Origin of the sequence: Clostridium sp. AM34-9AC (assembly GCF_003480225.1) — a bacterium.
In the GTDB taxonomy this organism is placed as follows: Bacteria; Bacillota; Clostridia; order Lachnospirales; family Lachnospiraceae; genus Acetatifactor; species Acetatifactor acetigignens.
Genome location: NZ_QUIU01000009.1, coordinates 76,812 through 90,336 on the forward strand (window position 1 = coordinate 76,812; position 13,525 = coordinate 90,336).

Genomic DNA, 13,525 nt, shown 5'->3' on the forward strand with positions numbered 1-13,525 from the left:
ACGAATCATGTACAAAAAACATTTTCATTCTCCTCACAAGTACCGTATTTCGGCGCTCGATAAGGGTAGTGTATTCCTTTTCCCTATAATTGTCAACTGTTATGCGAATACCAGAAAGTACAGCAATACGATAATACCCAGCACAATACGATACCATCCAAAGACTTTAAAGTCATGCTTTTTGATATATCCCATCAGGAAACGAAGTACGAACAGGGATACAATGAAGGATATCACTGTACCGACCAGCAGGCAGGCAAGCTCCATTCCCGTGAATGCAAATCCGAACTTCAATACCTTCAGAAGACTCGCTCCAAACATAACGGGAATCGCCAGAAAGAAGGTAAATTCCGCTGCCACCGTTCTCGATATACCAATCATAATAGCACCCAGGATCGTAGCTCCGGAGCGGGATGTTCCGGGCAGCGCCGCAGCCACCAGTTGGCAGAAACCGATGATCAATGCATCTCTGTAGGTCAACTGTGACAGTGTTGTGGTGGTAGGTACACGATTCTTGTTCCAGTTCTCGATCACGATAAACAATACACCGACCAGTACCAGCATAACTGCTACCACGATGACCTGGACCGTTACTCCACTGGTTCCGATCTCTTTTTTGAAGGCTTCGCTCACCGCATCATCAAACAGCAGGCCGTAAACGACCGCAGGGATACATGCTACAACGATCTTCACCCACATCCAGAAAGCATCCATGCTCAGTGCCACATTTCCTACCGTAAAATCTTTTTTAGATCTTACAATACCACCTTTTTTTGTCTGCTGATTTTTCTTCATATAAAAAGGCCAGATCTTGTTCCAGAACAGAACGACTACCGCCAGGATAGCTCCCAACTGAATGACAACATCAAACATATCGAAGAAACCTTCACTGGTCTCCTGAAAGGGAATCAGACGCTCCACCAGGATCAGATGTCCTGTGCTGCTGATGGGCAGCCACTCGGTGATGCCCTCCACGATACCGTAGATAATTGCCTTGATAATTTCTAACATTTTGTTTCTCCTATCTTTTTTATTTTCTGACGAATCAGAGCTTTTATTTTTCCAGATATGCCAGCAGATCTTCATAGCAGTTCTCTGCTTCCTGATAGCCCTCTTCATATAATGCGATCAGTTTGTCCTTGTCTTTCTCTATCCGTCCCACATCACTCTTCTTATGAGGTCTGATCACGAAAGCCTGACCGTTTTTCTCCTGTCTGTCAATATAGTCCAGGCACTCGTTATAACGGATATGTCGGTCTGCCATGAGTTCATATACTTTAGGATATTTCAGGTATCTGAGTTTTATGAGTCCCAGCTGTGACGCAGATGCGGGCTTTCTCACGAATCCCACCTCTTTGGTCATGACCAAGATGTTCTTCCGGTTGCCGTCCAGAATAGATTTCTCCAGCGGAATGGCATCGCTGATGCCACCATCCAGATACAGCTTCCCATCGATCTTCACATTCCGTGCCACCAACGGCAGGGATGCGGATGCCCGGATCTTGTCGATATCCTTGCGGATATCACGGACACGCAGATACTCCGGCTGTCCCGTCTCGATGTTGGTCACCACGCTGTAGGCCTTGCCAGGATATTTTTCAAAGGTATCGTAATCATACGGATACAGGTAATCCGGAATCAGGTGATAACAGAAATCCACATTGAACAAATCTCCGCTGGTCAATAAGCTTTCCAGGCTGCAATACCGTCTCGTATCCAAATAATCCACACTGACACTCAGCGCCCGTCCCTTTTGTCTGGACAGGTAGCTGCACATATGGCATGCACCGGCGGATACTCCGTAGATGTGGGAAAAATCAATTCCCTTTTCCGTAAAAAAGTCCAGTACGCCGGCGGTGTATACACCCTTCATTCCGCCGCCTTCCAATACCAGTCCTGCCTGATACATTCTCATTACTCTCCTTTCTGCTTCTGCAACTATCCAGAACCACATCAGCATATCGAAAAGCTCATTCGTGCAAGCACGATTCGCTTTTCGCATTCACTCCATGCAACTATCTAGAACCACATTCGCAAAATTGCATCTGCGATGCTTACTTTTTGCTCATGTGGTTATTTCGTCACATCAGCATATCGAAAGGCTCATTCGTGCAAGCACAATTCGCTTTCGATATGCTGCGTGACTCTAGATAGTTGCATACTCCGTCTTCACAAACTTCCGCAACGCTTCCAGAGATCTCTCCACTTTTTCGGTGTCCACACAGTAGGCCATGCGGAAATATCCCGGTGCACCAAAGCTATCACCCGGTACCAGAACGAGATCATATTTTAATGCTTTCTGACTGAATACCTTGGCATCCTCTTCCAGCGCCTTCGGGAAAATGTAGAAGGTTCCGCCGGGCTTCACGCAGGTGAATCCCAGGTCTAGCAGTTCTTTATAGAGAATGTTCATATTCGTCTCATACACTGACAGATCTGCGGTCTTATCCAGTACCTGTGCCACTGCCAGCTGGATAATGGATGGAGGACAGTTGTGTCCGATACCCCGGGAGATCTGTCCGCACATATTGATCATGGTCTCCGCATCCTCACATGCCGGGTTCACTGCCACATAACCGATACGTTCTCCCGGCAGAGACAGAGATTTGGAGAAAGAATAGCACATGATGGTATTGTCATAAAAATAGGATACGCAGGGACTGTCTACACCTTCAAACACGATCTCACGATAAGGTTCATCAGAGATCAGATAAATAATATGACCGTATTCCTTGGACTTTTCGCTCAGGATATCTGCCAGTCTCTGCAATGTCGGGGTGGAATATACCACACCGGAGGGGTTGTTGGGAGTGTTGATCAGTACTGCCTTGACCTTCTCCGTCAGCATCTCCTCAAACGCCTCGAAGTTGATCTGGAAGTTCTCCAGATTGGGGGGAACCACCTTCAGTACCGCTCCGGTGAGATCCACATAAGGATGATATTCCGGGAAAAACGGTGCAAAAGTCAGGATCTCATCTCCCGGCTCCGTCACCAGACGAAAAGCATGTGCCAACGCTCCTGCCGCCCCGGATGCCATGAAAATGTGCTCCTTACGATAAGGCAGCCCAAACTTTTTCTCCAGGTTCTCCGCAATTGCCTCCCTGACACTTGTAATACCGAGGCTGGGACTGTAGCCATGCAGTTCCAACGGTTCCTTCGTTGCCAGCATATGGATCATACGATCTGTAAATTCTCTGGGAACCGGAACGGAAGGATTCCCCAGGCTGTAATCAAATACGTTCTCGTATCCGATTTCCTGTCCCCTTGCCGTAGCAAATTCCGAAAGCTGCCGAATCACCGATTTTCCCGACAGCATGTCTTTATATTTCTGAACTAACATACTAATCTCCTTTCCGCAGACGATTCCTTTCGTCGGAGGAATCGCAAATCAAATTTCAAATTTGATTCTGCGCTGTTTATTTGATCTCTATAAACTTATCTCCGAACCTTTCCGTGGACAGACAGATACTGTTTCTTCCACAGCTTTTGGCCTTATAGAGAAGATCATCCGCTCTTGATGTGAAATCCCATTCCTTGTTATTGCCCACCGGAATCCGCACAAATACTCCCTGGCTTACCGATACATAGTTGCTGCAATTACTGCATTCATGGGGAAGTTTCAATTTGCGGACCTTCCTCAAAATATCTTCCGCCACTCTTCGTATCTTCTCCACCGTCATTCCTGTATAGAGGATCATAAATTCATCCCCACCGTATCTGGCACAGAAAATCTTACCCGGAACCTGCTGTTTCCGCAGAACTCCGGCAATCGCTTTCAGGCACTGATCTCCGGCCAGATGTCCGTAATGATCGTTGTATTCCTTGAAGAAATCAATATCCATGAGTTCTACTCCCATGAGCTCATGTTCCTCATAGGCATGTTCAAAACTGCTCGTAAAGTGTTCATGTAAAAAGGTCCGGTTTGCCAGTCCCGTCAGCTCATCATGCATAGCCAGACTTTCCAGCTCCCGGTTGGAAGCTTTCATGTTCGTCCAGTCCAACGTAACGTTCTTCAGCCGGTTCTGCAATTCTATGACATTGATCAGCGCTTCTCTGTTTTCCTGTTGGTATTTCTCATAAATATCAAAATACTGGCGGGTATAATCTATGTATTCCCAGGTGAGACCCTTCTTCTGCAGAAGTTCACTCTTGAAAGGATACAGATCCAGGAAAATATTATAATGCTCTTCGATATGCTTTTCATCAATGATCCGGATCAATTCTTCCAGATATTTTCCATCAGGCAGGATTGCCAGGATTCCCGCCAGGATCACCAGTTCATCCATGATCTCTTCAAAAACATCCCGGTCTGACAATTGCTCCAGAAGATCTGCTGCAAGCTTTAAAGCCTCTTCCTCATGCCCTTGTAATAATTCGCAGGAAATACGATACATTTCTAATGTTATTTTCGAATAATAGCTTTCCGGTGCCTCTCTGATGATCTGTTCTATTTGATTCCAAAGCCGTAAAGCCTCTTCCATTTCTCCCATATACATGTGACAGCAGCCACATTCGATCATACAGTTGATCCTGTTATAATTCAGCTGATATGTTTTCTCTGACTTACTATAGGAGTCGATTGCTGTACGGTAATGCTGTATCGCCTCCTGCCGCAGGCGCATCCTGACCAGGGTATAGGCAATATTACTCTCCGCCATGCCCTGGATATAATAAAAATGGTATTTTTCTGCATATTGAAGGCAGTTATAATAGGAACTTAAGGCCACCATCCGGTTATTCTTCCGATCGGACACCGCTCCCATCATATTATAGGTTCTGGCCAGCAGTTCATACATCTGCTCATTTTTCAGATAACCGATACTCTCTGTCAGACATTGCAAGGTGTTTTCATACTGGTCGTTCTGCCAATAATATTCTGCAAGATAATAAAGCCCCAGGCCGGCCAGCTTCTGTGAGCCGGTGTCTGCTGCATATTCCATCACTTTCTGACAGGTCTCGTTGTCCGGAAATTTACCGTTTTCCCGGTTTTGGATGGTTTCCTCTATGAAATTTTGAACGGTCTGTGGTAAACCCTTTAAATCCATGCCGGTTCCTTTCCGGAATCCCCAAGCTGTCATTGATCATCCCCTGTCAGAGGCCATCATAAACAGCCATGGTATTCTAAATAGTTATCATACCACAGTACTTTGTCACTTTACAAGATTGCTCCGCCAAAAATACACGTCACCCGTAAAAAATTAAGGTTTTATTTAGATTTCATCCTCTGCCCATGCAAGAGCACATTTCACCGCACGATGCCAGCCCTTTAACAGTTTCTTGCAGTCTTCTTCATCCATTTCCGGTGCAAAGGATGCTCCGATCTGCCAGTTCTCACGGATCTCATCACGATTCTTCCAATAGCCTACCGCAAGTCCTGCCAGATAAGCCGCTCCCAGAGCAGTCGTCTCGATACATGCCGGACGGCGTACCTGGGTGTTGACGATATCTGCCTGAAACTGCATGAGGAAATCATTGGCACTGGCGCCGCCGTCTACTTTCAGGCTCTTTAAATCAATGCCGCTGTCCTTCTCCATGGCTTCCAGCACATCTGCCGTCTGGTATGCGATGGATTCCAGCGTGGCCCGGATGAAATGTTCCTTGGTACAGCCTCTGGTAATGCCGACGATGGTTCCTCTGGCATACTGATCCCAGTAGGGGGCTCCCATGCCCGCAAATGCCGGAACAATATAGACCCCTGCGGTATCCGGCACATGCTCCGCATACTCCTGGGACTGTGCGGAGGTCTTAAGCATACGCATACTGTCTCGAAGCCACTGGATCCCGGCACCGGCTACGAACACGCTGCCCTCCAGGGCATATTCTACGTTCTTGCTTGTGCTGGCAGCAATAGTGGTCAATAGACCCGACTGGGAGGTAATGGCTTCGTGTCCGGTGTTCATTAATAAGAAGCACCCGGTTCCGTAAGTGTTTTTCACTTCTCCCTGCTCAAAGCAGCACTGTCCGAACAGCGCCGCCTGCTGGTCTCCCGCCGCACCGGCAATAGGAATCTCGCCGCCCAGTACAGAAGCATCGGTCCTGCCGTAGATTTCGCTGGAACAACATACCCTGGGCAGCAGGCTCTCCGGGATATGAAAATGCTTCAAAATCTCCTGATCCCAGCAGAGATTATGAATATCGAAAAGCATCGTACGGGAAGCATTGGTATAATCCGTTACATGTACGGCACCCTTGGTCAGATTCCAGATCAGCCAGGTATCTACCGTACCGAAAAGCAATTCTCCCCGCTCTGCCCGTTCTCTGACACCGGGTACATTATTCAGGATCCAGGCAATCTTGGAAGCACTGAAATAAGCATCCGGGATCAAGCCGGTCTTCTTCCGGATGATCTGATCAAAGCCGTCTTTTTTCAGTTCCTCAATCATATCGGAAGTACGGCGGCACTGCCATACAATAGCATTGTATACAGGTTCGCCGGTATTTTTATCCCAGATAATCGTGGTTTCCCGCTGGTTGGTGATGCCGATGGCCTCGATCTGGTCATCGGTGATACCCAGCACCGCCATACTTTCAATGGCCACTCCCAGCTGGGAGGACCAGATTTCCATAGGGTTATGCTCTACCCAGCCTGGCTGGGGATAGATCTGTGTGAATTCTTTTTGTGCCATGGAACAGATATTTCCCTGTTTATCAAACAGGATACAGCGGGAACTCGTGGTTCCCTGATCCAGTGCCATGATGTATGTCTTTTTCTGTGTGTTATGTGTATCTCCCATTGTGTTATGTAACCTCCCGTTGTTCGTTCCAGGCTCTGCCCATAGCATATCCCAATCGTGTCATTGGAATATATTGTGTCCATTGCCCCAAATATGCTCTATTCTCAATAGTTCTGTCCTCTGTCACCCACGAAACGACCGGGTTGCCACTATATTGACACCCGTGTCAGCTACGTTTTCCACAATGACATCTCCTACATGAATGGGTGCAGCCACAGTGACATCTGCCAGGGCTTTCATGCAGTCATCGATCCTGCCTTTGGGAATATCGGAAGCCGTCTTCACGGATACTACTGTGTCCGGATACCCTTCCACACGCACGGTGGAGGTGACGATCCGGGTAGGATTCGTGACTTCTTTTTCTCCGTAAGCCGCCCCTCTGGGGCACCGGTTGCCGGTCACTGTGACACTATTGTCACCTTCTATGGTCACAGTCAGAGCACACCCCACCGGGCAGCAGATACAGGTCAGTTCTCTTTGTGTTGTGTTCTTCTCTGCCATCGTCTCACCCTCTTTTCTGCCGAATATATTCTACAGCGTAGTTTCCCGCCTTTTCCGCTTCTGCGGATACATGGTCTACCAGTTCATGGACGTGGAGCACATTGCCGCAGGCGAAGACTCCGGGGATACTGCACTCCAGATTCTCTCCCACTACCGGTCCTCCGGTCTTGCCGTCCATATCTGCTCCTAAGCCTCTGGTCAGTTCGTTCTCCGGGATCAGCCCGCAGGATAACAACAGAGTATCACAGGGAACATCCCATTCGGAACCGGGAATCGGTTTTCCATTATCATCCACTTTCGTAAAGGTCACACCCTCTACACGGTCTTTGCCGTGGATCTTTGCTACCGTAGTATTCAGATACAGTGGAATATTAAAATCATCCAGGCACTGGACAATGTTACGCTTCAGTCCGCCGCTTTGGGGGCGAAGCTCTGCCACGCACTGTACTTTGGCACCTTCCAGCACCATACGTCTCGCCATGATAAGTCCGATGTCTCCGGAACCAAGGATCACCACACATTTACCGGGCATCCGCCCTCTGATATTTACATAATACTGTGCCGTTCCGGCGCTGTAGATGCCTGCCGGTCTGCTGCCGGGGATATTTAACGCACCACGGGAACGCTCTCTGCAGCCCATCGCCAGGATCACGGTCTCTGTCTCGATCTCCAACAGACCGTCCTCTTTGTTCATGGCGGTGACTTTCTTGCGTCCATCGGAGCGCAGGGAAATATTTGTTACCATGGTATTCAGCAGATAAGGGATTTTTGCTTCTTCTGCCATGTCAATATAACGTTCCGCATATTCCGGTCCGGTCAGCTCCTCTTTAAAAGTATGCAGTCCGAAACCGTTGTGGATACACTGGTTCAGAATGCCTCCCAGTTCTCTGTCACGCTCTAAGATCAGCACTTTTTCACAGCCGGCCTTTCTCGCAGACAGCGCTGCCGCCAGTCCCGCAGGACCTCCTCCGATGATGACGATATCTTCTGTGCGTTTACTCATGGAGTGCCTCCTTTCCGACAGGCGCCTGTGTCCTCTTCCATGTTCCGCCCTCTCCGGGTGCGGTGTCTTTATTTTTACCGGTCAGAATCTCTGAGCCGGTTCCTTCCTTAGTGATCTGTGCCAGATCGAGATGCAGTTCTCTCGACAGGATTTCCAACGTCTTCGGGGAACAGAAGCCTGCCTGGCATCTGCCCATTCCGGCTCTGGTGCGGCGTTTGACACCATCTAATGTCGTCGCTCCCACCGGACGGTGAATGGCTTCCAAGATCTCTCCCTCCGTCACCAGTTCACAACGGCAGATCACATTGGCAAACGCGGGATTTTCCCGGATCAGTGCTTCTCTCTCCTCTTCCGTGGCAAGTGCCATGCTGGGGATTCCTTTTCTGCTGTCAATAAAATCCGTCTTACGTTCTGCGGGATAAATATTTTTAACAATCCGTGCCACATACTCGCCAATAGCCGGTGCACTGGTGAGTCCCGGAGATTCAATACCTGCCACATCAATAAAGCCAGGATGTCCTTCTGCCTCGCCAATGAGAAAATCCGATTTTTCCGCAGGTTCTTCATGTACCAGATGAGCTCGCAGTCCGGCAAAAGAGGTGATGGTCTGTCTGCCGTCCAGCGCATCCACACTGTTACTTCCCAGATTCAGAACCTTCGTCAGTCCTTCTGCCGTGGTGTCCACATCCTGCTTATCCGGAATATCCTCCGCTGTCGGACCTACCAGCAGATTGCCATGGACAGTAGGAGTTACAAGGATACCTTTACCCATTTTAGAGGGCTGTTGGAAAATAGTGGAATTTACCAGATCGCCACAATTTTTGTCCATCAGACGATACTCGCCTCTGCGAGGCACGATGCGGATCTTCTCCTCACAGATCATATTGTGAATTTCATCCGCATAGACACCTGCCGCATTGATGACGATGGGTGCCACGAATATCTCACCATCCACCTGCACCTGATACATCCGTCCTTCCTTCGCAGGTGGGTTCTCGGTCCATACCGGTCTCTGTTCCACGATAGCTGTCACCTTGTGGTCACGATAGAACTCTACGCCGTTTTCCGCCGCATTTTCTGCCAGCGCAATATTCAGTCCGAAGGGACAGACGATACCACCGGTGGGGGCATACAGGGCTCCTACGATGTCACGGGACACCGCCGGCTCCATTGCCCAGACTTCCTCCGGGGACAAAAGCTTCAATTCTTTTACCCCGTTCTCCATGCCTCGCTGATACAGTTCTTCCAGACCGGACATGGCATCTTCTTCAAAGCATAACACCAGGGATCCGTTCCTGCGGAACGGGAAGTCCAGCTTCTTCGACAGTTCCTCCATCATTTCATTGCCCCGGACGTTTAACTGTGCCTTGAGAGTTCCCGGTACTGCATCATACCCCGCATGCACGATACCGCTGTTGGCTTTGGAAGTACCTTCGCAGACATCACTTTTCGCCTCCAGTACAGCGATCCTTAGCTTTCCCTTCGCCAGTTCCCTGGCAATGGCGCAGCCACTGACTCCGGCGCCGATAATGATCACATCATAATCCTTCATAACCTCGCCCTGCCTTTCCTATGTTTACATTTATATTTGAATGTCCACCTTTACCTTCTGAATATCCGTTTTCTCTTTATGAATGTCCATTTTTTATTTGTCGCAAATGTCTCTTTGCTATTTATTTTACCATATTCTGCGGGAAAACACGACCGAAAACCAGCAACACTCTGTGTAAAATGTAGTCGAAAAAACCGGACAGCAATCGCTCACCATCCGGTCTCTTATTATTGTTCTATTTTTCTTCTATAATCGCATATCCCATACTTCCAAGCTTTCCGGCTTCATAGGATTCACTCAAAAGCACGCTGCCCTTTCCCAAATACTCCCGCAGATCAATCGTTGTACTGCCATTATTGAGACAGACTGTAATCTTGTGATCTCCCCAGGTTCTCTGATAGATATATCCTCCGTCATGATCCATATATCGCAGAGTGTAATCTCCATAGGTCAGCTCCTCATGTTCTTTACGAATAGCAATCAGCCGGGAAAAGAAATCATCCTCTTCATCCTGCACCTTTTCCCAGGGCATGGGCCCCCGCAGTGTTGTCTCGCTACTTCCGTCCATTCCCAGTTCATCCCCATAGAATACGCAGGGGATTCCGGGAGAGGTAAACAGGAACACCTCTGCCAGCCGGAATCTTCGCAGGTCCCCCTCGCAGTACGACAGGAACCGGTTGACATCATGGCTGTCTAATAGGTTTAACTGCCCACGCAGCGTTCCGGTACGATATCGCAGTAGCATCTTCACGATACGATCATGAAATTCCTCTGCGGAAATTTTCCGAAGGGCAAAGAAATCACGACAGTTCTTCCGGAAATCATAATTCATGGTGGAATCAAACATGTCTCCGTTCAGCCAGGTCTCCGAGCTCTCCCATATCTCCCCTATCATAACACTCTCCGGATTTTCCTCATGAGCAGCCCTATGGAAATCTCTCCAAAATCCCCGATCCACTTCATTTGCCACATCCAGACGCCAGCCATCCACCTTAAATTCCCGAATCCAATAACGGCATACTTCCATAAAATAAGCTCTTTCCTCCGGATTAGAAGAATTCAGCTTCGGCATCTTCCGCTCATAAGCGAAACAACTGTATGTCGGCTTTTCTTCTTCCGTTGCCGGGCGTATCACCGGAAACTGCAGCCGATAAAACCAGTTGGCATATTCGGAGCTTTCTCCTTTTTCCACCACATCGCTAAACTGCGGGAAATACCAGCTGCAATGGTTGAACACACCGTCAATGACAATGTGCATTCCTCTGTTGTGAATATCCTGCACCAATTCCCGGAACTCTTCGTCCGTTCCCATATTGGGGGACACATGAAAATAGTCTAGCAGGTCGTATTTATGATACTCTCCCGCCGTGAATACCGGGTTCAGGTAGATACAGTTGAATCCCAGCTTCTGAATATAATCCAGATTCTCCCGGATCCCCTGTATGGTTCCGCCCAGACGGCTTTTCAACCGGATGCCGTTCTGCCATTCCATCTCTTTTCCCTGTCCTACGATCTCGCGGTGTCCGCTGGCAAAGCTGTCCGGGAAAATATTGTAAACGATTGCCTCCCGGAACCACTTCGGTTCCTCACAAATCTCTTCTCTGCGGATAAACGGATACTGGTAAAATTCGCTTCTCTCTACCGGAAGATATTTTGCGCAGATATCTGCATAATAGAACCTCGTCTCTTCCGGGTCTTTCAATTCAAAATAGTAGCATACCCTGTCATACGGAGTCTCAAAAGTTGCATCATAATAGTCAAAATGCATATCCGACAGTATCTTCTTCATGTACACTGCCGTAAACACAATAGGATCACCGGGTTGTACGCGGTCTCCGTACCACAGAACACAATCTGTCAAATTATCCTTCGCCACCCGGATACGAATTGTAAGATTCCTCTCACTGTTCGCAAATGCATACTGCGACAGCGGTATATGTAAAATTGCTTCTTGTAAAATCATAAGTTCCTCCTGCTTTTAACCTTTGACACCTCCCGAAGACAGTCCCGATACCATGTATTTCTGCACCAGGAAAAACAAAATCAATACAGGAAGTGTTGTCAGAATTGCCGCTGCCGAAAAAAGCGGCCAGTTACGCGTATAGTCCGTAGCCTGCAGAGAATACAGCGCTACCGCCAGTGTATTTTTCTCCGCGCCTGACAAAAAGACTGTGCTGAAAATATATTCATTCCACACATAGATCACCACCAGAACAGAAGAGATGATGATGCTTGGCCTTGCCAGCGGCATGACGATCTTCGTGATCAATTGTCTGTCATTCACACCATCAATTCTCGCTGCATCCTCGATAGCCTCAGGAATACTGTCAAAATATCCCTTCATATTCCAGAAAACAAAAATCGCCATACTTCCCGCATAGATAAATACCAATCCCATATAAGAATTCAACAGATTCAGAGTCTTGATAATCCGATAAATTGCAAACATGGAGAGAATTGCCGGGAACGCATTTAACACCAGTAAAATATATAAAGTCCTCTTTCGTCCGGCAAACCGCATTCTGGAAAATACATACGCAGCCGGCACAGCCACCAGCATAGTTAGCAGAACGGTCAGTGCGCTTAGCAGAAGACTGTTCACAAACCATCTCCCAAAAGGTCTCTCCGTCAGGATCGTAATATAGTTATCCATAGTGATTGTCTTCGGCAAAATATGAAATTCTGTGGAAATAATACTGTTACTCCCACTGATAGATATACTGAATGCATACAGGATAGGAATCAGTGTCAGGAAAGAAAGTAAAATGAATCCTATATTCAGCAATATCAGCTTTACTTTTTCTTTAATTTTTTTCCCTGTCATATTCCCCTCACTGTTCCGAGATTGAAAACTCTCTTCGGTTCATGGTCTTGTAAAGCACCAGTATAATCACAAATACAATAAACGCCACAGCGGATGAATATCCATAGTTGCTGGTAATAAACGCTTTTTCATATACATAGGTGATTACCGTATTAATATCTGCACCAGTCTTCGAACCGGTCTGCATCGTCATCAGATACACAATGTCAAACTGCTTAAACGCCGTGAATGTAGCCATAATGATCACCGGCATCAGAATGGGAAGAATCTGTGGAATGGTCACATAGAAATGTTTTTTCCAAAATCCCGCACCATCTAATTCCGCACTTTCATAGATATTCCGGTCAATACTCTGCATGGCACCGTCCATCATCGTGAACATATACGGAACTCCCAGCCACAGGTTCACCACCAGACAACTGATAAATGCCATACCGTTTGTGGACAGAAAATTTACCGTTTTGCCTCCAATCTGTTTCAGTATCTGATTAAACAGTCCGAATTCCGTATTAAAAATTCCCATGCGCCATAACAGAATTGATACATATGCCGGCATCGCCCAGGGCACGATCAGCAGAGTCTTGTAGACCCTTCTCAGTTTTAATCCCTTCGCATTCAGCCCAACGGCAACGAAAAAGCCAAAGATCAACTGTAATGCCATACTGGATACAGTCCATAATAGAGTCCGTAAAAAAGCAGGAAGAAATCCAGAATCAAAAGCCAGCAATGCCTTTTTATAATTGTCCAGTCCAACACAATGATAATCCTTCCAATGATAAATACTCATATTGGTAAAGGATATTTCTACGGTATACAATAAGGGCACGACAATCATCAACCCTACAATGATCAGAAACGGCATACTGTAGAACCATGCTTTCTTCTTTCCTCGTTTCATCCTGCTTTCACTC

10 protein-coding genes and 1 pseudogene are annotated in these 13,525 nt (G+C 47.5%); all 11 read right to left on the reverse strand.

The annotated features are described in order from the left end of the window. Positions 1–99: 99 nt before the first annotated feature. Entirely contained in the window at positions 100–1,011 is a 912-nt protein-coding gene (locus DW835_RS07155; RefSeq protein WP_117465981.1) for an undecaprenyl-diphosphate phosphatase, read from the reverse strand. 43 nt (positions 1,012–1,054) lie between these two features. Next, positions 1,055–1,909 carry a patatin family protein gene (locus DW835_RS07160; protein WP_118668603.1) on the reverse strand — a complete coding sequence of 285 codons (855 nt, stop codon included), beginning with the start codon at positions 1,907–1,909 and terminating at the stop codon, positions 1,055–1,057. A 237-nt stretch (positions 1,910–2,146) separates the two neighbouring features. Next, positions 2,147–3,340, reverse strand: coding sequence for a pyridoxal phosphate-dependent aminotransferase (locus tag DW835_RS07165; RefSeq protein ID WP_117465983.1), 1,194 nt, complete (start codon positions 3,338–3,340; stop codon positions 2,147–2,149). A 76-nt stretch (positions 3,341–3,416) separates the two neighbouring features. Beyond that, positions 3,417–5,045: a GGDEF domain-containing protein gene (locus DW835_RS07170; RefSeq protein WP_181968680.1), complete on the reverse strand. Its 1,629-nt coding sequence runs from the start codon at positions 5,043–5,045 to the stop codon at positions 3,417–3,419. Between the two features lie 165 nt (positions 5,046–5,210). Then, on the reverse strand, positions 5,211–6,734 hold the full coding sequence (gene glpK, locus DW835_RS07175) for a glycerol kinase GlpK (RefSeq protein ID WP_117465985.1): 1,524 nt from the start codon (positions 6,732–6,734) through the stop codon (positions 5,211–5,213). Positions 6,735–6,857: 123 nt separating this feature from the next. Next, positions 6,858–7,235 (reverse strand): DUF1667 domain-containing protein, encoded by a 378-nt coding sequence (locus DW835_RS07180; RefSeq protein ID WP_117465986.1) that lies wholly within the window; start codon positions 7,233–7,235, stop codon positions 6,858–6,860. 19 nt (positions 7,236–7,254) lie between these two features. Continuing rightward, a pseudogene (locus tag DW835_RS07185) lies at positions 7,255–8,238 on the reverse strand (FAD-dependent oxidoreductase); the annotation flags it as partial. After that, positions 8,231–9,790: an NAD(P)/FAD-dependent oxidoreductase gene (locus DW835_RS07190; protein WP_118668601.1), complete on the reverse strand. Its 1,560-nt coding sequence runs from the start codon at positions 9,788–9,790 to the stop codon at positions 8,231–8,233. The pseudogene DW835_RS07185 and the gene DW835_RS07190, both read right to left, overlap by 8 nt. 235 nt (positions 9,791–10,025) lie before the next feature. Then, entirely contained in the window at positions 10,026–11,753 is a 1,728-nt protein-coding gene (locus DW835_RS07195) for a glycoside hydrolase family 13 protein (protein WP_118668600.1), read from the reverse strand. A 15-nt stretch (positions 11,754–11,768) separates the two neighbouring features. Beyond that, positions 11,769–12,614, reverse strand: coding sequence for an ABC transporter permease subunit (locus DW835_RS07200; RefSeq protein WP_117465990.1), 846 nt, complete (start codon positions 12,612–12,614; stop codon positions 11,769–11,771). 7 nt (positions 12,615–12,621) lie between these two features. Then, positions 12,622–13,512, reverse strand: a complete 891-nt coding sequence (locus tag DW835_RS07205) for a sugar ABC transporter permease (RefSeq protein ID WP_118503177.1) — start codon at positions 13,510–13,512, stop codon at positions 12,622–12,624. Positions 13,513–13,525: the final 13 nt, after the last annotated feature.

What these genes read in the sequence shown, in the direction of transcription:
- DW835_RS07180 (WP_117465986.1), bottom strand. Translation starts at nt 7,235, where the DNA reads ATGGCAGAGAAGAACACAACACAAAGAGAACTGACCTGTATCTGCTGC.
- glpK (WP_117465985.1), bottom strand. Translation starts at nt 6,734, where the DNA reads ATGGGAGATACACATAACACACAGAAAAAGACATACATCATGGCACTG.
- DW835_RS07165 (WP_117465983.1), bottom strand. Translation starts at nt 3,340, where the DNA reads ATGTTAGTTCAGAAATATAAAGACATGCTGTCGGGAAAATCGGTGATT.
- DW835_RS07205 (WP_118503177.1), bottom strand. Translation starts at nt 13,512, where the DNA reads ATGAAACGAGGAAAGAAGAAAGCATGGTTCTACAGTATGCCGTTTCTG.
- DW835_RS07190 (WP_118668601.1), bottom strand. Translation starts at nt 9,790, where the DNA reads ATGAAGGATTATGATGTGATCATTATCGGCGCCGGAGTCAGTGGCTGC.
- DW835_RS07170 (WP_181968680.1), bottom strand. Translation starts at nt 5,045, where the DNA reads ATGGATTTAAAGGGTTTACCACAGACCGTTCAAAATTTCATAGAGGAA.
- DW835_RS07160 (WP_118668603.1), bottom strand. Translation starts at nt 1,909, where the DNA reads ATGTATCAGGCAGGACTGGTATTGGAAGGCGGCGGAATGAAGGGTGTA.
- DW835_RS07200 (WP_117465990.1), bottom strand. Translation starts at nt 12,614, where the DNA reads ATGACAGGGAAAAAAATTAAAGAAAAAGTAAAGCTGATATTGCTGAAT.
- DW835_RS07195 (WP_118668600.1), bottom strand. Translation starts at nt 11,753, where the DNA reads ATGATTTTACAAGAAGCAATTTTACATATACCGCTGTCGCAGTATGCA.
- DW835_RS07155 (WP_117465981.1), bottom strand. Translation starts at nt 1,011, where the DNA reads ATGTTAGAAATTATCAAGGCAATTATCTACGGTATCGTGGAGGGCATC.